Annotated in this window: 14 protein-coding genes; 10 read left to right on the top strand and 4 right to left on the bottom strand. The window is 59.1% G+C overall.

The window, feature by feature from the left end; all coding sequences use genetic code 11:
• Positions 1-63: 63 nt before the first annotated feature.
• On the bottom strand, positions 64-3171 hold the full coding sequence (locus BHV64_RS01585; RefSeq protein ID WP_288115513.1) for a SusC/RagA family TonB-linked outer membrane protein: 3108 nt from the start codon (positions 3169-3171) through the stop codon (positions 64-66).
• Positions 3172-3486: 315 nt separating this feature from the next.
• On the opposite strand from BHV64_RS01585, the gene BHV64_RS01580 reads away from it, so the two are divergent.
• From BHV64_RS01580 to BHV64_RS01540, 9 genes are all read left to right on the top strand, one after another.
• Complete coding sequence (locus tag BHV64_RS01580) at positions 3487-4731, top strand: site-specific integrase (protein ID WP_288115512.1); 1245 nt, start codon at positions 3487-3489, stop codon at positions 4729-4731.
• A gap of 256 nt (positions 4732-4987) precedes the next feature.
• A complete protein-coding gene (locus tag BHV64_RS01575) occupies positions 4988-8254 on the top strand; it encodes a SusC/RagA family TonB-linked outer membrane protein (RefSeq protein ID WP_288115511.1) in 3267 nt (1088 codons plus the stop codon).
• A gap of 20 nt (positions 8255-8274) precedes the next feature.
• Entirely contained in the window at positions 8275-9936 is a 1662-nt protein-coding gene (locus BHV64_RS01570; protein ID WP_229095967.1) for a RagB/SusD family nutrient uptake outer membrane protein, read from the top strand.
• A gap of 15 nt (positions 9937-9951) precedes the next feature.
• Complete coding sequence (locus tag BHV64_RS01565; RefSeq protein WP_288115510.1) at positions 9952-12333, top strand: hypothetical protein; 2382 nt, start codon at positions 9952-9954, stop codon at positions 12331-12333.
• 115 nt (positions 12334-12448) lie between these two features.
• Positions 12449-14476 (top strand): S8 family serine peptidase, encoded by a 2028-nt coding sequence (locus tag BHV64_RS01560; protein WP_217727641.1) that lies wholly within the window; start codon positions 12449-12451, stop codon positions 14474-14476.
• Positions 14477-14490: 14 nt separating this feature from the next.
• Positions 14491-14964 (top strand): hypothetical protein, encoded by a 474-nt coding sequence (locus BHV64_RS01555; RefSeq protein ID WP_015547636.1) that lies wholly within the window; start codon positions 14491-14493, stop codon positions 14962-14964.
• A gap of 191 nt (positions 14965-15155) precedes the next feature.
• Positions 15156-16346 carry an FprA family A-type flavoprotein gene (locus BHV64_RS01550; RefSeq protein WP_288115509.1) on the top strand — a complete coding sequence of 397 codons (1191 nt, stop codon included), beginning with the start codon at positions 15156-15158 and terminating at the stop codon, positions 16344-16346.
• A 107-nt stretch (positions 16347-16453) separates the two neighbouring features.
• Positions 16454-17767: a UDP-glucose dehydrogenase family protein gene (locus tag BHV64_RS01545; protein ID WP_217727652.1), complete on the top strand. Its 1314-nt coding sequence runs from the start codon at positions 16454-16456 to the stop codon at positions 17765-17767.
• Between the two features lie 133 nt (positions 17768-17900).
• Positions 17901-19079, top strand: a complete 1179-nt coding sequence (locus tag BHV64_RS01540) for a multidrug effflux MFS transporter (RefSeq protein ID WP_015547633.1) — start codon at positions 17901-17903, stop codon at positions 19077-19079.
• A 50-nt stretch (positions 19080-19129) separates the two neighbouring features.
• Here the strand turns inward: BHV64_RS01540 and BHV64_RS01535 are convergent, their stop codons facing one another.
• A complete protein-coding gene (locus tag BHV64_RS01535; protein WP_044054534.1) occupies positions 19130-19579 on the bottom strand; it encodes a YhcH/YjgK/YiaL family protein in 450 nt (149 codons plus the stop codon).
• A gap of 207 nt (positions 19580-19786) precedes the next feature.
• Between BHV64_RS01535 and aspA the strand changes: the two genes are divergently transcribed.
• Positions 19787-21220, top strand: a complete 1434-nt coding sequence (aspA, locus tag BHV64_RS01530; protein ID WP_022062238.1) for an aspartate ammonia-lyase — start codon at positions 19787-19789, stop codon at positions 21218-21220.
• Positions 21221-21275: 55 nt separating this feature from the next.
• On the opposite strand, the gene BHV64_RS01525 is transcribed toward aspA, so the two are convergent.
• Together BHV64_RS01525 and BHV64_RS01520 are read right to left on the bottom strand one after the other, a co-directional pair.
• Entirely contained in the window at positions 21276-23306 is a 2031-nt protein-coding gene (locus tag BHV64_RS01525) for a M3 family metallopeptidase (protein WP_288115508.1), read from the bottom strand.
• A gap of 224 nt (positions 23307-23530) precedes the next feature.
• The gene (locus BHV64_RS01520; RefSeq protein WP_276769492.1) at positions 23531-24673 is read right to left on the bottom strand and encodes an endonuclease/exonuclease/phosphatase family protein; all 1143 of its coding nucleotides are present in this window, start codon (positions 24671-24673) and stop codon (positions 23531-23533) included.
• Position 24674: the final 1 nt, after the last annotated feature.

Raw genomic sequence — 24674 nt, 5'->3', positions numbered from 1 at the left:
AGTTAATATTGAGACCTACCGAAGTGGTGCGGATCGGCGAATAATACGTACCGTCCACGCTGTTCAAAGCGACCGTCGCGCCCGACCGCCCATGCTCGTACGGGGATCGTAGCCCTTGCGCTTCGATGCGAAGAAGACGTTGTCGCAGGCGAAGTACACGCGAACGCTCTTGATGCCGATCTTGCTCATCCAGTTTGCCGGGAAGGTGTAGCCCAGCGTGATGTTGCGCAGGTTGAAGTAGGTTTTGCTGATCAGGAAACGATCCGACGAAGCGTTGATGTTCGAGTCGTTCGTGTTCCAGATCGGCGCCGAACCTTTCCCGGTCTCCGGATTCCAGGCGTCGGCATAGTTCTTCAGACGGTTCATCGGGAAATTCGCACTGCTGAACGCCGAGAAGTCGTAATCGTAGCCGTAGCCGCCGAACTGGAAGTTGGTCATAATCGTCAGGTCGAGGCTCTTCCAACGCAGCGTGGTGTTCAGGCCGCCCGTGAAATCGGGAAGCGCGCTCTTCTCCAGCAGGTACTGCGTGGCCTCGGTAGCATCGCCGGTCGTGACTTTTTCCACGCCGACAACGTTGCCGGCGTCGTCCAGAATATCCTGATCCATGTACCAAAGCGAGTTGCCCTTCTCATCCAGACCTGCGAACTGCCGCATCTCCCAGCGGTAGATGTCCTTGCCTTCGTAAATGCGCTGGTTGCCGTTGGGCATGCCCGAGACTTTGTACTCGTCGGGCAGGTTGAGCATCTTGTTGGCATAGGTGTAACCGTTGACCGACATGTCCCAGTACCAGTCCTTTTTCTGGATGAGCTTGACGTTCAAGTCGAATTCGAAGCCCGAATTGCGCAGTTTGCCGACGTTGTACCAGTCGTAGGCGCGGCCCGTCGAAATATCCTTCGTACGCTTGAAGAGCAGACCGTCCGACACGCGGATGAAGTAGTCCATCGTCAGGTTGATGCGGTCGTTCAGCAGACCCACGTCCAGACCCAGATCGAACGTCTTCTGCTTCTCCCACGTCAGATCGGGATTGCCGTAGTAATAGATCTCCGTACCCAGCTTGCCTTCGGAAATGGTAACCGTATACTGGTCGGTATAGGGATAGTAGTTGGCCAGGTCCTCGTTACCCTGCGTACCGTACGTGGCGCGGAGTTTCAGCTCCGAAAGCCAGCTGTGCGTACTCTCCATGAACTTCTCGGCTCCGATGCGCCACGAAGCGCCGACGGACCAGAACGTGCCCCAGGGATTGTATTTGAAACGCGAGGTTCCGTCGCGGCGGATACCGCCCGAGAAATAATAACGGTTGTCGTAGTTGTACTCCAGTTTGCCGAAGAAACCCTGAATGCGCAGCACGTCCTGATAGCCGTTGATCGACCCCATCTCGCCGGCGTTGTTCAGCTGCGGATTCTTGGGATCGTAAATGTTCGTCTTCTCGACCTCGGCGTAATCGCGCACCCAGCTGTTGTACTCATGTCCGATCAGCGCATTGATATTGTGGCGTCCGACGGATTTTTTGTAATTGAGCATCTGGATCAGGTTCAGATCGTAAACGTCCGTAGACTTTTTGTTGATCCGGCCCTTGGAACCGCGTCCGGCGCCGATCGTGGGGTTATAGAACAGCAGTTCGTCGGAGGCGCGATAGCCCAGCGACATGCTCGAGGTGAAGGTGAAGTCGCGCAGGAAATAGATCTCCCCGTAAGCGCGGCCCTGCAAGTTGTTGCGTTTGATGTCGCGCGTGTCCATCTTCAGCGTGGCGATGATGTTCTGGCCCGAGGTTCCGGGACGGGTCGTCGTGCCGTCGGTCTGCCCCGTACCCAGGTCGTAGACCTTGTCGCCGTTTTCGTCATACTTGATTTTCCCCTCGGCATCGCGGGCGTAGACCGGAAAAACCGGCTCCCACGAACGCGCCGTGGCGAACGCCGACGAAGCAAGGCTGCTGCCCTCCAGAATGTTGTTCTGCACCGTGTGGGCATAGGAGAGGTTGGCGCCCACCTTGATCCACTTGCGGAGCTTGGTGTTGACGTTCACACGGGCGCTGTAACGCTCGAAATCCGATTCGATCACATAGGATTCGTCCTTGAGGTAACCCAGCGAGATGAAATAATCGGACTTCTCGTTCCCGCCGCTGACCGAAACGTTCGTTTCGTTGCGGAATCCGGTCTTGAAGAGTTCGTCCTGCAGGCGCTCGCTGTACATGCGCCGGGCCGACGGGTCGAGTTTGCCGGTCGCAGGGTCGATCAGGTAGGTCGACGAATATTTGTAGGGGTTGTAATTTCCGTGTGCACCCAGCACCTCCTGCGAGGCATAGAGCGCCGCGGCAGCCAGATCGCCGCCTCCCTCTTCGGGGCTTGACGCCCACTTCGTGTCGCGCATCGTGCGCCACTGCGCCTCGAGGTATTCGCCCGGATCGGTGATGATGTCATACTCGGGGACAGCGCGGGTGTTGATACCGAATCGCGTGTCGACGCTGATCGTGGGATTGTCCAGGCTGCCGCGCTTGGTCGTGATGAAAACCACGCCGTTCGCGGCGCGCGAACCGTAGAGCGAGTTGGCCGTGGCGTCCTTCGACACGGAGATCGACTCGATGTCGGCCGGGTTGATGTCGGACAGGCTGCCCTGATAGGGCGAGCCGTCGAGCACGATCAGCGCGCCGGTGCCCGCATTGAGCGAACCGACGCCGCGGACGTAGATCGCAGCGTCCGTACCGGGCTGGTTGGTGGCCGTAGTCAGCTGCACGCCGGGAACCGCTCCTTCGAGCATTTTCGAAACGGTCGAAACCTGACGCTTCGCAAGCTCCTCGCCGCGGATGGTGGCGATTGATCCCGTAAGGTCTTTTTTCGTCGTCGTGCCGAAAGCGGTCACCACGACATTCTCGATGGCCTGCGCATCTTCGTGCATCACGACTTCGACATGCGTCTTTCCGGCAACAGCCACTTTCCGGGTCTCGTAACCGATGAACGAAACCGCCAGCGTAGCGTCGGCGGGTGCGGCGATGGTGAATTTACCATCCGTGCCCGTGGTCGTACCGGTCGACGTGCCGTCGACCATAACGGTTGCGCCCGCGACAGGCTTACCCTCCGCATCGGCAACTTTACCGGAAACCTGCCGGTTTTGGGCGAATCCATATACACAAAGCCCCAAAACGGCAATTAACGATAGTAGAATTTTTCTTACCATAAGCGTTAATTTTAATAAAATTTTAAAATAAAAAACAATCGCCCCGGATTCCGGATAATAAACTGCTGGATATAGGATAATTACAGCGTTCCGGAACGCATTTTCCGAGAAATGCCTAATAGTTTGGTATTAAGCGTGTAAGATATACGGACGACATCTCCGTGCGTCCGGGTTGTGTTACCAGATAGTTACCGGACAAGAAGGGTTAAACCGTGCCGTATAAGCTATTTGGTCCAATTGATATACCGTTTGGCAGTAACTTTATCATTACCTTTATCGCGGTTTGTTTATTGTTTAAAAAAGGTTAGGAAGGGAATGAGAAACACGTTCAAAGTACTGTTTTACATCAAGAAGAATGCGCCTTTACGCAATGGAAACACGCCGATCATGGGACGCATTACGATCAACGGACAGCGAACGCAGCTGTCCACGCAACTATCCGTGAATCCGAATCTCTGGGATGTGAGTATGGGACGGGCGGCAGGGCGCAGCGCGGTTGCCTCACATGTCAACGAACAACTCTCGCAGATTCGTTTCCGCATCGAAAGATGTTACAACACGCTGTTTTACGAGCATGCCCTGGTCACTCCGAAAATGGTCAAGGAGATGTATTTCGGCAACGACCAGCGCAACGAAACGCTGCTGGCCTTCTTCAGGCATCACAACGAGGAGTTCAGCCGGATGGTGGGCATCAGCCGCAGCAAAACGACCTACTATAAATATAGGTGTGTTTACAAGCATCTCGAAAACTACGTCAACGACATATTCAACCGCAAGGATTTGCTGTTCAAAGAACTCGACAAAGAGTTCCTGACGGGGTTTCACCACTACATCGCACAGGAGTGCGGACACAAGAAAAACACGACGTGGATCTACATGATCGCGTTCAAGCACATCCTCATGCTGGCCCGCAGCCGGGGCCACATGGCCAAGGACCTCTTCGCGAATTACAAACTGCGCAGCGAATTCGTCGCGCGAAACTACCTGTCCATGACCGAAATCCGCAAGCTGATCCGTCTGGACCTCGACGACATGACCTTACAGTTGGTACGCGATGCATTTTTGTTCAGTTGCTTCACGGGACTCTCCTACATCGACCTCTGCACGCTGACCCCGCAGCATATCCAGCAGGACGGCAAACAGCTGTGGATCAGCACCACCCGCCGCAAAACAGGATCTGCGGTCAACGTGCGCATCTTCGCGATACCGTACACCATTCTGCAGAAATACAAACCGATGCAGCGGAATGCGCGGATATTCCGCCTGCCGAGCAACGGCTGGTGCAACATCTGCCTCGAACGCATTATGTCTCTGGCGGGCATTCCCCGGCACATCACGTTCCATTCGGCCCGGCACACCTTCGCCACGACGATCACGCTTTCGCAGGGAATGGCGATCGAAACGATCAGCAAGCTGCTGGGACATAAGAACATACGGACTACGCAGATTTATGCGACCATCACCCACTCGAAACTCGACGGTGACATGGAGCGGCTCTCGAAACGCCTCGATACGCTGTACCGCGATACCGACCTGGAAAAAGTCCGGGAGCGCCTTTGAGGACCGATTCACATATACGCAGAAGTTCACGCAGCTAACACATTCGCTCAAAACACCCGAAAACACCCGAAAAGGGGATTACAATTTGTAATCCCCTTGAGATGATATTTTCAAAATCGTAACCGTTATCGACCAATCTTCTACACATATGTTATACTGGTAAATTATTTTAATAATTTATTTGTAAACGAGTTAGCAATTTCATACCTTTGCTTGTGAACTTTTTTTTTTAAAAAAAACTATTAGATTAACGCTTATGGTAAGAAAAATTCTACTATCGTTAATTGCTTTATTGGGGGGGGGAATATTACTCTCGCTGGCCCAGAGTAAGCAAATTTCCGGAACAGTCACCGGTCCCGACGGGAAACCGGTCGCCGGAGCAACGGTTATGGTCGACGGCTCGCATGTCGGCACGACCTCAAACGGAGACGGTAGCTTCACCATCACGGCTCCCGGAAACGGATCGCTGGTCGTATCCTTCATCGGCTATGAAACACAGAAGGTGGCCATCGGAGGCAAGACCCGAATCAACATCTCGCTCAAAGAAGACACACAGGCCATCGACGACGTGATCGTAGTGGCCTTCGGTACAGCCAAGAAAGACGCCTTCACCGGAGCGGCGAAGGTGATCAAATCCGACGATCTGATAAAAACGCAGTCTTCGAACGTCGGGGATGCCCTCGTCGGCAAAATCGCCGGCGTGCAGTTCTCCTCCGCCTCGGGCCGTCCGGGTTCCGGTCAGAAGATTTACGTGCGCGGCTACGGTTCGATGAATGCCAAAAACGACCCGCTCTGGGTTGTAGACGGCGTGCCCTACGAAGGTGACATCAACAACATCAACGCTGCCGACATCGAGTCGATCAGCGTCCTCAAGGACGCCGCGTCGAACGCCCTGTACGGCTCCCGCGGCGCGAACGGCGTAATCATGGTCACGACCAAGCGTGCGAAGGCCGGCGAGGCCACCGTGACTTTCGACGGCAAGTGGGGCATCAACACCCGTGCATTGCAGACCTACGACATCGTGGAGGATGCGGGCGAATACTACGAGATGCACTACAAGTCGCTGTACAACTATTACACGCTCGACCAGAAGTACACTCCCCTGGCCGCCAACATCGCCGCCAACAAGCTGCTGACGTCGAACGATCCCGGCGGTCTGGGTTACAACGTCTTCACCGTGCCCGACGGCCAGAACCTCATCGGCGAAAACGGCCGTCTCAATCCGCGTGCGAAGCAGGGCCGCCTGGTAACCGACGCCAAGGGCCAGCAGTTCTACCTGCAACCCGACAACTGGCTCGACGAAATCTACAAATCGTCGTCGTTCCGTCAGGAGTACAACGTCAGCGTTTCCGGCGCAACGGACCGCGCCAATTTCTTCGCATCGCTCGGCTATCTGGACAACACGGGTATCGTCGACGGTTCGAGCAACGAGCGCTACACCGCCCGTCTGCGCGCGGACTACCAGGCCAAAAAGTGGCTGAAAGTCGGCGGTAACATGTCCTACACCCATTTCGTCTGGAACAACGGCAACCAAACCAACGACGACGGCGACGGTCAGGGCGAAGGCAACGCCGACGGCGGAAACGCATTCGCCACGGCGATCCGCATGGCGCCGATCTATCCGGTCTACATGCGCGACGGCAACGGCAACATTATGATCGACGAGTACGGATTCAAGATGTACGATACCGGCGACGGCCGCAACGGCGGCGCACTGCGCACCAACGGCGGCAAGAGCAACGACCTGCAGGACATTCAGCTCAACAAATACATCAACGAGGGCAATGCCTTCATGGCCAACGGTTTTGCCGATTTCTCCCTGTACAAGGGCCTGAAACTGACCCTCAACGGAAGCGTGTCGCTCGACGAAACCCGCGGTACGCAGGTGTCGAACCCCTACTACGGACAGTTCGCCGAATCGGGCGGCGCCGTTTTCAAGAGCCACAGTCGGGAGATCGCCTACAACATGCAGCAGTTCCTGACCTACACCAACACCTTCGCCGACGTCCACAACCTCGACCTGCTCTTCGGCCATGAAATGTACAACCGCAAATCCTACGGTCTGTACGGCTCGAAGACCATGATGTTCTCGCCGGACAACACCGAACTCAGCGGCGCCGTCGTCGACTCGTCGCGGTCGGGTTCGTCGGTTCTGGAGTACAACAACGAGGGCTACTTCTTCCGCGGACAGTACGACTACGACAACCGCATCTATTTCTCGGGATCGTACCGCCGCGACGCATCGTCGCGCTTCCACCCCGACCACCGCTGGGGCAACTTCTGGTCGCTCGGCGCAGCCTGGATCATCAACCGCGAGAGCTGGTTCAACGCTTCGTGGGTCAACATGCTGAAGGTCAAAGCATCGTACGGTTCGCAGGGTAACGACAACCTCGGATCGAAAGCGGAATCCTACTACCGCTATACCGACTACCGCGAGATCCTGAGCAGCGGCGACGGCGTTACGAGCGTACTCTACCAGAAAGGCAACCCCGACATCACCTGGGAGACCAACGCCAACCTCAATGTCGGCGTAGAGTTCGGCCTCTGGGACAACCGTCTGTCGGGTAGCATCGATGTCTTCAACCGCAAGACCACCGACATGCTGTTCGAGCTGGCCACTCCGATCGAGTCGGGTTACACGACCATTTTCACCAACATCGGCGACATGGTCAACCGCGGTCTCGAAATCGAACTGAACGCAGACCTGATCCGGACCAAAAACCTCGTGTGGGACTTCTCGCTCAACATGACCCACTACAAGAACAAGGTGACCCACCTGCCGGAGCAGTTCAAAAACAACACGACGGCCGACGGCAAACACGTGGGCCGCTGGCAGGACACCAAATTCCTCACCGAAGGGGAATCCGTCTTCTCGTTCTACGTTCCGACCTACGCGGGAGTAGACCCCGAGACCGGAAAATCGCTGTGGTACACCTACAAGACCGATGATGCCGGCAACAAGGAGCGCATCAAGACCTCCGATTACTCGGTGGCCTCGCAGGAGGGCCGCGAAATGCACGGAGACGCCCTGCCGGACGTTTACGGCGGTTTCGGCACGTCGCTGCGCTTCTACGGCGTCGATTTCTCGATCGGCTTCACCTACCAGCTCGGCGGACAGGTTCTCGACCAGGGCTACAGGTTCTACATGAACTCCCCGGCAGGAACGTCGACCGGAAACAACTACCACCACGACCTGCTCAATTCGTGGACTCCCGAGAACTCCGGTTCGAACATTCCGCGTTTTGCTTACAACGACTCGAATCAGGCAGCCGTCTCGGACCGTTTCCTCACCAGCGCATCGTACCTGAACATCCAGAACATCACGCTCGGATATACGCTGCCCAAGCGTATCACGCGCAAGTTCCTCGTCGAGAATCTGCGTATCTACCTCGCCTGCGACAATGTATGGTACTGGTCCAAGCGTCAGGGTCTCGACCCGCGTCAGTCCATCAACGGAATCACGAACCCGTACTACTACGCCCCGATTCGCACCTTCTCGGGCGGTGTAACCGTAACGTTCTAATTTGTTAAACGACGAATATTATGAAAATGAACAACATACTGAAAACAACGGCGCTGCTTCTCGGTTCATCCGTGCTTCTTTCGGGCTGTATCAAGGAGACCTTCCCCGAAAGCGGATACGCCACCAGCGATCAGACTGCCGAATCTCCGTTCGCAAAGGAGGGTCTTATCACTGCGATGCCGACGGTGCTCATCACCAACTATATAGACCTCGGCGAGCACATCGACTTCGGCTACCCGGGCATCTTCGGCGCCACCGACCGCATGGTCGGCGAGGTGTTCCCCGTCAGCGGCAACCTGCCGGGCGGCAACCAGTACTACGACCGCTGGCAGGCATGGCTCTATCCGGGCAACTCGACCGGATTGGCAGCGAACGGCAAGATGTCCCCGTTCTTCTACACCAACTATTACAAGTTCATCTTCACGGCCAATGAGGCCATCGACATCGCAAACCAGAGCGAAGGCGCAGAGGAGATGATGGGCATCGCCAAGACTTTCCGCGCGCTCTGCTACCTCGACCTGGCCCGTCTCTACGACGCGCTGCCGGCCAAGGCTCCCGAACGTCCCGCCTACGAGACCGAGCTGGAAGCCGTCAAGGGGCTGACCGTTCCCATCGTCCGGGAAGATACGAGCATGGAGGAACTGGAGAACAACCCGCGCGTATCGCGTGAGGAGATGTTCAAGTTCATCTTCGAGGACCTCAACACCGCCGAGACCCTGCTGGCCAACTATACGCCGGCAACGAAAAACCTGCCCTCGCTGGCCGTGATCTACGGACTCAAGGCCCGCGCCTACCTCTGGCTGGGCGGATTCACCGAATCGTATGCGGAAGTTCCGACCGGCGACGCCGCTTACCGTCTGGCCGCCGAATACGCCCGCAAGGCCATCGACGCTTCGGGCTGCACGATTATGACCGAAAGCCAGTGGCTCGACCCGAAGACCGGGTTCAACACGGTCAATTCGTCGTGGATGTGGGCCATGATCCAGACCACCGACACCGTGCTCAACAACCTGCTGTCGTGGTCGGCCCACATGGCGACCGAGTCTATCTGGGGTTACGGCTACGGAGCGCAGCCGGGTATCTCGGTATTCAGCTACAACCGCATTTCGTCGGGCGACTTCCGCAAAAAGAGCTTTGTCGGAGCCGACCGCTCGTTCGACGCCATCGCACCCTATACGACCCTGACCGAGGAGGAGTTCGCAACGATAGCCCCCTACGCATCGTTTAAGTTCCACGCGGCCAACGGCGAAAAACGAAACTATTCCACGGGTAACGTGACGAGCATCCCGATGATGCGTGTCGAGGAGATGTACCTGATCGAGGCCGAGGCTACGGCGCACTACGACGCCACCACCGGCAAGTCGCTGTTGCAGTCGTTCATGGCCAACCGCGATCCGGCCTATACGGTTCCGGCGGCCAACGACCTGATCGACGAGATCATTTTCCAGAAGCGGATCGAGTTCTGGGGCGAGGGCGTCATCTTCTACGACCTGAAGCGTCTGAACATCGGCATGCACAACGGCGACACCGGCACGAACGCTCCCCCGATGGCCCAGCTTTCCACGGACGGACGCGCCCCCTGGTGGAACTGCGTGTTCCCGCTGAACGCCGTACAGCAGAATAAGGCGCTTGCGGGCAAGAACAACCCCAACCCGACCCAAACGGTCAAGTCTGTTAAATAAAAAACATCGCTATTTATGAAAAGTATAAAAATATTCTTTCTGGCGACTGTCGCCATCGTCGCGGGGCTGTTCACGGCCTGCAGCGACGATGACTTCAAAGCAGGTCCCGAGGTCGACGGCGCACAGGTCTACTTCCCCGAGAATGTGACCACCCAGCATAGCATCAGCGACGACGTCTCCTCCATCGCCATCCCGGTAAAACGCATCGCCAAGGACGAGGCGCTGACCGTAGCGATTCTCGCCAGCGACGAGTCGGGTCTGTTCACCATTCCGTCGTCGGTATCGTTCGCAGCCGGCAAGGAGACTTCCGAACTGCTGATCACCTTCGACCGCACCAAACTCGAAGACGGCAAGGAATACCCCCTTTCGTTCCTGATCAACGACGAGGACAACACGACGCCCTACGGCAACCGTTCGCTCGACATCATCGTCGCCCCCTGGCCCTGGGTGAAACTGGGAACCGGCAAATTCCGCGACGACTATCTTTGCAGCATGTTTAACGGCGGAAATCCCGAAATCGAGGTCACGATCCACGAGCACAAATCGAAGAAGGGCATCTACATGATCGAAGAGATGTACGGCTGGCCGTTCCTGACCGAATTCTTCAAAGGTTCGCAGGAAGAGATCGAGTCGCAGGTCAAACTGACCTATACTCCGGTCAACATCACCATCGATTGCAGCGACCCGACGAAAGTGGTCATGCCGCGTCAGTTCACGGGTATTACCGACGGAGACCCGGCTTATGGCGATTATGAAATCGCTATGTTCACGGGCGGGGAAGGTACGCTGGTAAACGGCGTGATCACGTTCCCCCAGGAGGCCCTCGCGTTCGTTTGCAGCGCCGGCAACCTCAAAGCCAATAAGTCCGGATTGTTCCGTATCCTCCTGCCCGGCGCCGAAGTGACCGACTATGCACTCTCCGCCGCATACGCCGGCATGAAGGTCAGCGCCGACGGAGAGACGGCGAGCGCCGTCATCGACTTCACCTACGGCACCGACGTTACGAACATCCGCTATGTTCTCGTCGAAAATGAATTGACCGAGGCCGAAACCGCTACGCTTGTCGCAGCGATCGCCGACGGATCAGCCGAGAACATCAACGAGTTGCAGGACTTCACCGTAGGCGGCGAGAAAGTCTCCGCCGAAGCCGTACTGCCTGGACCCGGAACCTATACCGTAGTCGCCCTGCCCCTTGACAAAGCGCAAAAACCGGTTTCCGGCGAAGCTTCCGCAGCATCGTTCTACTTCCCGGGCATAGGAGGGACCTCGGTTCCCAACGACATCGCCGGCTCGCTCTATAAAGTCAGCGCCTATCCCGATGCCGCAGCATATGTATCGAAGTATCCCGATTACTCATCGGCCGTGTACGAGATCACCGGCACGGAGATGAAGAAGATCAAAACCTACTTCAACAAAACTTCCATAATCGACAATATCGAGATTCAAACCGGAGGCCTGACCCTGCAGGATGTAGTCGATAAATACGGTAAAGAACTCAATGCCGATGCGATGGAAGAACTTGCAACGACCGGAAAGCATTGGGACATAATGATCAATCTGACACCGGGCGCATCCTATACGCTGGTTGTCGAAGCAACGAACAACTACGGCAAGAAAAAACTGATCGTGTGCGAACCGTTCGTGACGGACATACCGCCCTATACCGGAGAGTTGATCATCGGGAAATACGGCATGTCCTACGCGGCCAGCGCTGAAGACACGTTCGAAAATGTATTCGAGGTAATACCTACCGTCGGAAGCAACACCGAATTTTTCGTGAAGGATTTCGCCGTAGAGGACGGCACCCAATGGTACGCAACCTATGACTCGGCCAAGTCGACGCTCACGATGAGCGGCGTGCAGCTCGGCCGGGAGGACAACGGCAACCTGCTCGGCAAATTCACGGAGGCGCTCACCCCGGACCAGACCCGCGGTTACGGTATCTTCTCGTTCGCAACCGAAGAGAGCGAAGGCAGCGATCCGATCGTATTGACGATCGATCCGGCGTCGAAACAAGTTTCAGCGCTGACGACCGACGTCGAGGTTCCCGTTGCTGATTTCACCGTCAACAAGATCGTCGGAGCCTTGGCAGCATACTATGCCGACGGAACGACCATCACGAAGCAGAGCGGAACGACATCCGCAGCATCCGCAGCCAAAGTTCAGGGCGTCCGCACGAAGATCCCGTTCAGCAGCGTCCGTGTTCCGGCCCATATCGGGAAGTCGCTCGACAGCCGCGGTCTCCAGATGAACGCCACATTCGTCAGGAACAGCGACAACACGAACCACGGCGTCCGCACGTTAAGCGTGAAGACGGCGAAATGCGAGCCGCTGCCGAAACAGATCGGCCGCCGCGCCGATTTCAAAATCCGCGAAAACCTTCCGGTTTTGAAATAACCGACGCATATTGTTCCACACGACCCGACACAGTCCGAGCGACCGTGTCGGGTTCTGTGGTCCAATGAAACGAAACACCGGTCACGACATGCACTAATATTAGGATTATAAGATTATGACAAGGACAACAACTTTATGGAGCCTGCTGCTCCTGTCTGCGGCGCTCGCCCTGGGGTCGTGCACCAAGGATGCGACGGAGCAGGCGACGGGTCCCGAACCGGAAGCGAAAGCGGCCTCCAAACTCGTATTCTCGTCGGAGAACGCCGTCAGGGGCGAACTGCTGGTCTGCTTCGGCGAAGAGGCCGTAGCGGGCATCGAATCGTCGGTCATGCAGGTTACGCGTTCGGGCGGCGTCGCCACCCGTTCGGGCATCGCTGATTTCGACGCCGTGCTCGGCAGCATCGGGGTAAAGGCGTTACAGCGTCTGTTCCCGGTAGACGAACGGAACGAGGAGCGCACGCGCGCCGCCGGTCTGCACCGCTGGTACGTTGTGGAGTTCGACGCCGCCGCCGATCTCGACAAGGCGGCCCTCGACATGGCCCGGATCGCCGAAGTGAGCAAGGTGGAATTCAACCAGCAGCTGATGCACGTGCACGAAGGCCGGGTCATCCCGCTGGCCGAAACCGGCGCTGCGCCGCAGACCCGTGCGGCCGTCGGGTTCAACGATCCCCACCTGGGCAAACAATGGCACTACATCAACACCGGCGACAAGTCGATCTATTCGAAGATCAAGGCGGGAGCCGATGTCAACTGCGACGAGGCTTGGAAGCTCTGCACGGGCGACCCGCGCGTTATCGTCGCGGTCGTGGACAACTGCGTGCAGTGGGACCATCCCGACCTGGCCGCCAACATGTGGACCAACACCGCCGAGCTGAACGGCTCGGAAGGCCGTGACGACGACTCGAACGGCTATGCCGACGACATACACGGGTTCAACTTCGTCGACAATACGACGCTGACCATCAGCACCAAAGGCGATGCACCGGACCACGGCACGCACGTGGCAGGAACGGTCGCAGCCGTGAACAACAACGGCACGGGCGTCGCAGGCATCGCAGGCGGCTCGGGCAAAAACGACGGCGTGAAGATCATGTCCTGTCAGATTTTCCACGACAAAGACGGCGGCGACGTGGCCACGTCGGCCAAGGCCATCAAATACGCCGCCGACAACGGCGCGGCGATCATCCAGTGCAGCTACGGCTACCCTGCCGGCTCGGTAACCTCCGACGCGGCCTATTCCAGCGGCGCCAGCGCCGAGAAGCAGGCCATCGACTACTTCATCGCCAAACAGAACTGCGCGGCCATCGAGGGAGGACTGGCCATATTCGCCGCCGGCAACGACTTGACCGGCATATCGGGCTATCCCGGCGCTTACCGCGACTACATCTCCGTAACGGCCATGTCGTGCGACTACACCCCGGCCTACTACACCAACTACGGTCCCGGCTGCAACATTGCGGCTCCCGGCGGCGACGCCTACCAGTCGTATCTGGAAAACATAAATACCGGAGCGTCCGAGGTGTTATCGACCGTCAACGGCGGAAAGTACGGCTACATGCAGGGCACGTCGATGGCCTGCCCCCACGTTTCGGGCGTGGCGGCGCTCGGGCTCTCCTATGCGCTGCAACTCGGCAAGACCTTCACCCAGAACGAATTCACGACGCTGCTGCTGACATCGGTAAACGACATCAACCAATACTGCACCGGAACGAAACAGTATTTCACAGACAAGGGCAGTCTGGCGACGCTCGACCTGTCGCAGTACAAAAAGGGAATGGGCACGGGTTACATCGACGCCTACCAGGTGCTGATGAACGTCCGCGGCATCACCTGCATCCCGATTCCCGTCGGCAGCCAGTACACGCTGAACCTGCAACCGTACCTCGGCGGCGGAAATCTGGACCTGAAGATTACGGAAATCTCCATTTCGGCCGAAGACATGAACCGGCTGGGCATTTCGGCGAACCCGACCATATTCGCCAACCAGATCATCCTCAAGTGCACCAAACCCGGTTCGGCGGTGGTCCGGATCAAGCTGCTCGCCGGAAACGGCAACAACAGCGGAATGAACGGCATGCCGATCACGAAGGAATTCGCCTTCATCGCACGTGAGGTTCATTCCCAGAACGGAGGTTGGTTATAAAACAAGGGCACATTATGAAAAACATCAAACTGTTATTGATCGGCCTCGCCGCGGCGTTCGCGCTGACCGGGTGCGGCGATTCGTCCAAGGATACGCCCGAACCCGAGGGCGACGGCAACGTCGTCGGCAGCTGGCATCTGGTTTCGTGGAGTTCGCTCCAGTCCGCCGACGTCTACCTCTCGTTCAGCGAGTCCGGTTCGTTCGACATCTACCAGCGGCTCTACAAGCCCGAATACGTCCACCTGGACGGCACGTATTCCTACGACAAACCCACGCTCAGCGGCCGGTACAGCGACAACACCCCGTGGGGAAGCGCCTCATACCGGGTTTCGTTCAACGCAGACGGAACACGGATGACGCTGACCAGCACTTCGAGCACGAGCGACGTCTCGGTCTTCGTCAAGGCCGAAATCCCGTCGGAGATCATCTCCGGCGCGCTGGAGTCCACACCCCAAAGCAGGGCCGAAGATATGCCGCGGTTCCTCTGAACCGCCGTCCTGCCGGCATGCGCCGCAACCCTTCATCGGGTTGCGGCGTTTTGTTTCCGGGCGAAGGCCGCGCCGCGCACGGGACTCTTCCGCACCCCGGCATGCAACTTGCCGGAGCAATAAAAAAGCCGGCAGTAGCGCCGGAAAAATATTTTTTGTAAATTTGTGCCAAAACAAAACAAAAAAGGTTTATGGCAATTACCGAAATACTTCCCGGCATCCACTACGTCGGGGTCAATGACCGCACCACCACGCGCTTCGAAGCCCTCTGGTCGCTTCCGATGGGCGTGTCGTACAACGCCTATCTGGTCGCAGGCGAAAAGATCGCCCTGATCGACACCGTCGAAGAGTCCTTCGGCAGCCGCCTCGAAGCCAACATCAGCGAGGCCATCGGCGAAAGGAAGATCGATTATCTGGTCGTCAACCACATGGAACCCGACCACTCGTCGTCGATCGCAGCGCTGCGCCGCATCTATCCCGACATCGAGATCGTCGGCAATGCCAAGACGCTCCAGATGATCGAAGGGTTTTACGGCATCGCCGGGGGCACGGTCGAGGTCAAGGAGGGCAACACGCTCGATCTGGGCGGCAAGACGCTGTCGTTCCACATGATCCCGATGGTGCACTGGCCCGAGACGATGGTCACGTGGTGCGCCGGCGACCGGACGCTCTTCTCCGGCGACGCTTTCGGCACGTTCGGGGCGCTCGACGGCGGCATCACCGATTCGCAGGTCGAGACCGACCGCTACTGGGACGAGATGCGCCGCTACTACGCCTGCATCGTGGGCAAGTACGGCGGTCCCGTGCAGAAGGCGCTCCAGAAGGTCCGCACGCTGCCCGTCGGGACGATCTGTTCGACGCACGGACCCGTATGGCAGCGGCAGATCGCAAAGGTTCTGGATATTTACGACCGTCTGAGCCGCTACGAAGGCGAACCGGGCGTGGTCGTGGCCTACGCCTCGATGTACGGCAACACGGAGCAGATGGCCGAGCGCATCGCGCGCGAACTGGCCTCGCGGGAGGTCGGCCCGATCCGGGTCTACAACCTCTCCTACGCCGACCCGTCGGTGGTCCTGCGCGACGTTTTCCGTTTCGACACGCTGATCGTCGGCGGCCCGACCTACAACGGCAACCTGTTCCCGCCCGTGGCCGAACTGCTCGACCGCATCGCCGCGCGCGGCATTCCCCGGCGCAGATTCGGCTGGTTCGGTTCGTTCTGCTGGGCCGGAGCCTCGGTGCGCCTGCTCGCGGAGTTCGCCCAGAAGATGAAGTGGGAACCCCTGTGCGATCCCGTGGAGATGAAACAGGGCTACTCGCACGAGATGTGCGATCCCTGCGCAACGCTGGCGGAGGCTGTCGCCGGATGCAGGTGCGGAAAATAGAACGACGCAGGGGCGGTCTTCGGACCGCCCTTTTTCGTACTGCGGCGGGGATATTTCGAAAAAAAGACTATATTTACATTCCGAAAGAAAAAACTCCAGGAATTATGATGAAAATTGCAATCGTGGGAACGGGTTACGTAGGACTCGTATCGGGGGCCTGCTTCGCCGAAATGGGACTCGACATCACCTGCGTGGACATAGACGCCGAAAAGATAGAGGGTCTGAACGCAGGCGTTATCCCGATCTACGAGCCGGGACTTGAAGAGCTTGTGCGGCGCAACGTGGAGGCGGGACGCCTGCATTTCACCACCGACCTCACGGAGTGCCTGCCCCATGTCGAGGTGGTCTTCTCGGCCGTCGGAACCCCGCCCGACGAGGACGGTTCGGCCGACCTGAAATACGTTCTCGACGTGGCCCGCACCTTCGGTCGCCACATCCGGAAATACACCGTGCTGGTCACCAAGAGCACCGTCCCCGTGGGCACGGCGCAGAAGGTGCGCGCCGTGATCGAGGAGGAACTCGAGAAGCGCGGCTGCAAGGTCCCGTTCGACGTTGCCTCGAACCCCGAATTCCTGAAGGAAGGTGCGGCGATCAAGGACTTCATGTCGCCCGACCGCGTGGTCGTGGGCGTCGACAGCGAACGGGCGCGCAAGCTGATGGCCAAGCTCTACCGGCCGTTCCTGATCACCAATTTCCGCGTGCTGTTCATGGACATTCCCTCGGCCGAAATGACCAAATACGCAGCCAACGCCATGCTCGCGACGCGCATTTCGTTTATGAACGAGATCGCCAACCTGTGCGACCGCGTGGGCGCCGACGTGGAGATGGTCCGCAAGGGCATCGGCTCCGACGCCCGCATCGGCAACAAGTTCCTCTACCCCGGCTGCGGCTACGGCGGTTCATGCTTCCCGAAGGACGTGAAGGCGCTAGCCCACACGGCCCGGGAACACGGCTACACGATGCAGGTCATCGAGGCCGTCGAGCGGGTCAACGAGCAGCAGAAAGGGATTGTTTTCGAGAAATTGCAGACCGCGTTGGGCGACCTGCGGGGCAAGGTCGTCGCAATCTGGGGGCTGGCCTTCAAGCCCGAGACCGACGACATGCGCGAAGCTCCGGCAACGGTGGTGATCGACCACCTGCTGAATGCCGGCGCCAAGGTCTGTGTTTACGACCCGGTCGCCATGCCCGAATCGCAGCGGCGGATGGCCGGCCGGCCGATCCGCTATGCCCGGACGATGTACGAGGCCGCGGAGGGAGCCGACGCCGTGGCACTCATCACCGAATGGAAAGAGTTCCGCATGCCCGACTGGGCCCAGTTGTACACGGCGATGCGCGGCGAGACGATCGTCGATGGCCGCAATATCTTCGACAAACCGGAAGTCATAGCCGCCGGATTCCGCTACTTCGGAATCGGCAAATAAAGCCTCTCCCAAGTGGGTTGATACATGGATTTTTTCGGTCCGGACAGTTCCGAAATTGAACTACACCCCGTCCCAAAAGGCGATTCGCAGGGCGAAAATTCAGAGTAATTTTGCTACGATAAAACAGCGTATTATGAACAAAGACAACAGCAAAATTTACCTGCTCGTCCTGCTGGGCCTGCTGACAGCATTCGGTCCGTTCGTAACGGATATGTACCTGCCGACGCTGCCCGCCATGACGGATTTCTTCCATACCTCCTCGTCGATGGTGCAGATGGGACTCACCACCAGCATGATCGGCCTGGCTGCCGGACAGCTGCTCTTCGGTCCCCTGAGCGACAAATACGGACGCCGAACGCCGCTGCTGACGGCCATGTGGCTCTTCATCGGCTCCACCCTGCTCTGCATCTTCGCCTCGGACATCCGCCAATTCGTCACTGCGCGTTTCCTGCAGGGCATCGCCGGTTCGGGCGGCATTGTCATTTCGCGGTCGGTCGCCACCGACCGGTTCGGAGGCCGCGACCTGGCCCGGATGCTGGCGCTGATCGGCGCCGTCAACGGCGTGGCTCCGGTCGTCGCCCCCATCATCGGCGGCACCCTCACCGACTCTATCGGCTGGCAGGGCATCTTCTGCATCCTGCTGATGCTGGGATGCGTCCTGCTCGCAGGTTGTTTCCGCCTCCGCGAGTCGCTCCCGGCCGAACGCCGCAGCGCCGTAGCCTGGGGCGACATTTTCCGCAGTTTCGGCACCGTGCTCCGCAACCGCCGCTACGTGGCCTACGTCCTGCAGATGGGTTTCGCCCAGGGCGTGCTGTTCGCCTACATCGCCTCCTCGCCCTTCATCATGCAGGGACACTACGGATTTTCGGCGTTCGAATTTAGCATCTGCTTCGCCGTCAACGCCGTGGCCATCGGCAGTGCCGCGGCTTTCTCGATCCGCTTCCGCAACCCCGAACGAAGCACCCGAGCCGGATGTATGGGCATGCTCCTCTTCGCCGCTGCCGAAGCCGTGGCCCTAGGCCTCGGATGCGGGTTCTGGGTCTACGAGGGACTGCTTTTCGGCCTGCTCTTCGCCATGGGGCTCACCTTCACTTCCTCCACGGCGCTGGCCATGGGAGCGGCCCGCGAATACGCCGGAACTGCCTCGGCCATGCTGGGCGCCATCTGCTTCTCGTTCGGCGGCATCGTGTCGCCGCTGGTCGGCATCGGCGACACGCTCCTCTCCACAGGTGCGGTCTTCATCGTCTGCGCCCTCTGCTCATGGCTCAGCCTGCGCATCGCCCCGCGGCACACAGCGTTTGCCGCCGCCTGAAAAAAGGCCGGAGACTATGCTCCGGCCCGTAGCGGTATCGCCTGCGGCGCTTATTTGCGCACTTTGACGATAATCTTGCGCACCGTGCCCTCGCCCACCATCGGAGCGTGCCCGTCCTCGGGGAAAAGCACCGTAAACTGTCCCGGACGCATCGTGTAATAGGTCTGCGGCACGTCGTCGAAGAGCTGGATGTCATTCTCGACGCTGAATTCGCCCAGCGGCTTCTTGAGCTCCCTGCGCTCGCTCCAGCCGAAGGACTCCTCCTCGCCCCGGATGAGAACCTGGATGTCGATGTACTCGTTGTGGATTTCGAGTTTGGCGTCGGGCTTCTGTTTCAGCTCGCGCTCCATGACGTTGACGTAGATGTCCTTGCCGTCGAGTTCGTGAATACCCGGTTCCATCGTCGTCCAGTCGGTCGAGGCGATCAGTTCGAAAGCCTGTTTCATGCGCGGGCTTACGCCGTAGTAAAGCGCGCTGTTTTTCAGAGAGTCTAAAATCATATTCTTTATTTGTTTTTCGGTTCTGCGTTCGTCCGCCGCCGAATTCTGCGACCCCGCGGAGCGAATACAAAGTTAACAAGATTTTTTGTTTTGACAAAGTGGCGGAAAAAGCATTATATTTGATGTCGGAACGTCTTACCGGACCGTGCCCGATTCGGCTTGGACGCCACCCCGCTTTTGCGTACCTTTAATAAAAACATACCGATCATGGACTTTACGGAAATCAGACTTTCGGGCAAAACCCGTCGTGAACACGATCTGCTGGGCGAAATGGAAATCCCGGCGGAGTATTATTTCGGCGTGCAGACCATGCGCGCAGTGGAGAATTTCCACATCAGCCGCGTGCGGCTCAACTTCTTCCCGGAGCTGATCCGCGCCCTGGCCGACGTCAAGCAGGGCGCCGCGATGGCCAACCGCGACCTGGGACTGCTCGACCCGGCGATCGCCGACGCGATCATCCGGGCCTGCGAGGAACTGCGCGCCGGCAAACTCGAGGAGCAGTTCGTCGTCGACATGGTGCAGGGCGGCGCCGGCACGTCGACCAACATGAACGCCAACGAAGTGATCGCCAACCGGGCGCTCGAACTCCTCGGCCATGAAAAGGGCGAATATCAGTTCTGCCACCCCAACAACCACGTCAACCTCTCGCAGTCGACCAACGACGCCTACCCCACGGCCGTGAGGATCGCACTGGTGCGCAGCATCGAGAAACTGGTGGCCTCGCTGCGCGAACTCATCGCGGCGTTCCACGCCAAGGGCGAGGAGTTCTCCGGCATCATCAAGATGGGCCGCACGCAGCTTCAGGACGCCGTGCCGATGACCCTCGGACAGGAGTTCGAAGCCTACGCCGCCAACCTCACCGAGGAGACCGAGCGGCTGACGGCCAACATGAAACTTTTCTTCGAGATCAACATGGGGGCCACGGCCATCGGAACGGGCATCAACGCCGACCCCGACTACGCCGGGCTTTGCACCCGTTACCTGCGCGAGATCACCGGACTGCCGCTCGTCGAGGCGTCGAACATGATCGAGGCCACGAGCGACACGGGCGCCTTCATTATGAACTCCTCGGCCCAGAAACGCCTTGCGGTGAAACTCTCGAAAATCTGCAACGACCTGCGGCTGCTCTCGTCGGGTCCCCGCTGCGGGCTGAACGAGATCAACCTCCCGCCGCGCCAGCCGGGATCGTCGATCATGCCGGGCAAGGTCAACCCCGTGATCCCCGAAGTCGTCAACCAGGTAGCGTTCCGCGTGATCGGCAACGACCTCACCGTGACGATCGCATCGGAAGCCGGACAGCTCGAACTGAACGTCATGGAGCCGATCATCGTCCACTGCCTGTTCGAGAGCATCGAAATGCTGATCAACGCCATGAACACGCTGCGCGAGAAGTGCATCGCCGGCATCACGGCCAACGAGGAGGTCTGCCGCCGGATGGTCTTTAACAGCATCGGGCTGGTGACTGCGCTCAACCCCTATCTGGGCTACGAAACGTCGAGCATGCTGGCCAAGGAGGCCCTCAAAACCGGCAAGGGCATCTACGACCTCGTACTCGAGCATAAGCTGATGAGCGAAGAGGAGTTGCACAAGGTGCTGCAACCCGAAAACATGGTCCACCCGCGCAAGAAGATCGGAGAGTGACCGAACGGAACAGCCCCGGCTCATCGGGCCGGGGCTGTTCCGTTCCGCCGGGCCGCTATTCCGCCAGCCCGTAACGGCGCATCAGGGGCTTCACGTCGGGCACGGCGCCGCGGAAACGCACGTACTGCGCCATCGGCTCGTCATAGCCCGCTTCGGTCAGGATATGGCGGCGGTAACGGCGCGCGGTTTCGGGATCGAAAATATCGCCCGTGCCAGTGAATGCCGCGAAGGCATCGGTGTCCAGCACCGCCGACCACGTGTAGGAGTAGTACTGCGCGGGGTAACTGCTGGCGAAGATGTGGTTGTAATAGGTCGTCCGGAAGCGTAAAGCGGTATGCTCCGGGAAGTCGTAACGTTTCAGGAAGGCCCGTTCGAAAGCCGCCACGTCGCACCCTTCGACCGGCCGCAGCACGGTGTGCCATTCGAGGTCGAGCAGCGCGGTGGCATAGAAATCGGTCAGGTAAAGCCCCTTCAGGAAGTTCTCCGACTCCTTGAACTTCGCGATCAGCGCATCGGGAATCGGACGCCCCGTCTCGTAATCGCGGGCGTAGTGTTTCATCACCTCCGGCTCCCAGGCCCAATGCTCGTTCAACTGCGAGGGCAGTTCGACCATGTCGCGCGGGAAGCTGCCCGTCACCTGCGGATACGGCCCGCGCGAGAGGAAACCCGCCAGAGCGTGTCCGAATTCGTGGAAGAGGGTCTTGACCTCGGAGGTCGACAGCAGCTTCGGCCTGCCTTCGGCCGCACGCGAGAAGTTGCAGCTGATGGTCACCAGCGGCAGCACCTCCCGCTCTCCGGCGCACGAATACCCGCGCAGGCGCGAGCACCACGCGCCGCCGCGTTTGCCCTTGCGGACGAAGCAATCCAGATAAAGCAGTCCGAGGGGGCGGCCTTCGGCGTCTTTCGCCTCGAAGGTCAGCACGTCGGGGTGGAAAACGGGAATGTCCGTGCGCTGCGTCAGCGTGATTCCGAAAAGACGGTTGGCCACATAGAAAACGCCGTCGTTGAGCACATTGTCGAAAAACAGGTAGTTGCGCATGCGCCCCAGTTCGGACCCGAATTTCGCCTTGCGCAGCTTGCCCGAATAGAAGGCCACGTCCCACGGTTCCAGCCGGAAGGCCGAATCCCGCTCGTATTTCACGGCGAAAGCCTCCAGTTCGGCACGCTCCGCACGCCCCTTCCCCGCGGCAGCGTCCTTGAGCGGCAGCAGCAGTTCGCGGACCTTTTCGGGCGTCCCGGCCATGTTCGTCTCCTGCGTGTAGGCGGCATAGTTCTCGTATCCCAGCATCCGGGCCCGTTCGAGACGCAGGTTGACGATGTCGACCGACAACTGGCGGTTGTCGTACTTCCGGTCCATGCAGCGCGAGGTGTAGGCCTCGTAGAGTCTCCTGCGCAGGTCGCGGTTCGTGGCCGAAGCCATGACCGACGCATAGTCGCCGTTCGTGAACCCGACGGCCCAGACGCCCTGATGCCCCTGCCGGGCCGCATTGCGGGCGAAACGCTGCCGGGTCGTCCCCGCAAGCCCGTCGAGCAGGCTGCTGTCCTGCACGTACAGGACGAACTCCTGGGTCGCCTGCGTGATGTTCTGTCCGTGGCGGATGCGTTTGAGCGAAATCTCGCGGTTCAGCTCCTTGAGCCGCTCCTTCTGCCCGGGCGTGCAGAGCGCCCCGCCGCGGATGTAGCTCCGGTAGACCTTGCCGAGCGTCCGCAGCTGGAGCGAATCCAGCCCGGCCGCATCGCGCCGGTCGTAGACGGCCTTCACCAGGCGGAAGATCGCCGTGTCGAGCGTCACGGCGTCGTATGCCTCTCCGGTCAGCTGCGCGGATTCCAGAGAGATCCGGATGATGGAGTCGCCTCCGAAATTCGATTTCAGGTAACCCAGCACCGCGCGCGGAACGTCCAGCAGGCTGTCGGCACGGTCGAGCGGCACGACGACGTTTTCGAAAGTCGCCTCCGCGGGGTCCAGCGCCCTGATTTTCGCAATCCCGGCCTTGTAGGCGCGGATGCCCTCCTCAATGGCGGGCATGATGTCGGCGGCATGGATACGGTCGAAGCGGGGCGCCCCGTAAGGGGCTTCGGAAGGCATCAGCAACGGATTTCCGGCAAAAAGCCGGCCGGAGAAAAGGAACAGCCCACATACGGAGAGGAGAAGCGTTCTCCTTACGAGCGGAAGGGATCGGATCATGGCGAACGATTGGCTGAATTTTTCCACAAGATAGCAAAAAAATCGTTCCGGACAACACCTGCCGGCAAATTAAAACCGGCGGAAAGAGTGTTTCCGCCGGGGCATCCCGTTTTCCGGGTAATTCGTCAGGAACTTTTCCGAAGCCGCACGACGACGGGATGGTGGTCCGAATAGTCGACCGGAAGCACCTCGTAGGAGAGCGGTTCGAAACCGCCGCTCAACACGTAGTCGATGCGCAGCGTGTTGTAGAAACCGCGGAACGTATGCGAATAGCCCGACCCGCACTCACGGAAGGCGTCGCGCAGCCCCCGCGCCATCGTGCGGTAGACATACGACATGGGCGTATCGTTGAAATCGCCGCAGACGATCCGCCGCGTGCGCGTCGCACCCACGACCTGCGCGATGCTGTCGACCTGCGCGGCCCGAAGCACGCTATTCTCGCGCAAACGGGTCACGATACTGCGGATTTTGGTCTCGCGCGCTGTGTCCGAGAGAAACTGATGGCTGGTGATGAACTGGTTGTCCGAAGCGTTGATGGCCGTCGAGCGCAGGTGGTTGTTGAAAACCCGCACGGTGTCCTCGCCCACAATCACGTCGGCCCAGACCGAAGACGAAGGCGTCAGCACGGTGTCCGAACGCAGGATGCGGTATTTGCTCAAGATGGTCAGCGTCGAGCCGTAGACCGAATCCGGGGCCTGCGTGCGTCCGAAGTGCGCGATCTCGTACTTCTCGCCCAGCAGCGAAAACTCCTCGGACTGCTCCGCGAGGCGGGCATTGAACTCCTGGAGGCAGATCAGGTCCGGAGCCTGCTCCTCGATCAGGCGCAGGATGTCGTCGACGCTGCTCCGGCCGTCCTCGCCGTAGAAACTGCGCACGTTGTAGCTCATAACCTTGACAGCAGCGCGGTCGAAGGCCGTCTCCGTGGCATAGCTGCGGCGGATTTCAGGACGCCAGAAGAGCGAGACCTTGAAAAGCCCCGCCACGACGACGACCAGCATCGCCCCGGCGCACACCCAGCGCCAGCGGATGATCCAGTAGAGCGTCAGCACGACCGACGCGACATAGACCACCGGAGCGGCCAGCCCCAGCACGGGAAAGAACCACACGCTGCCCGGATCGACATAGGGGACGAAATAGGTGAGAACCATCGTCGCGCCCACGGCCAGCGTCACGAGCGTCAGCGCCAGGTCGACGAGCCGCATGACGAGACTGCGGCGCCGTTTCCCCGAAGGGCCTCCCCCGTATCCGTTATAGTAATCGGGAGCCATC

This window comes from Alistipes sp. 56_sp_Nov_56_25 (assembly GCF_001915285.1).
GTDB classification, from domain to species: domain Bacteria; phylum Bacteroidota; class Bacteroidia; order Bacteroidales; family Rikenellaceae; genus Alistipes; species Alistipes shahii.
This window is presented reverse-complemented; position numbering and strand designations above follow the sequence as displayed.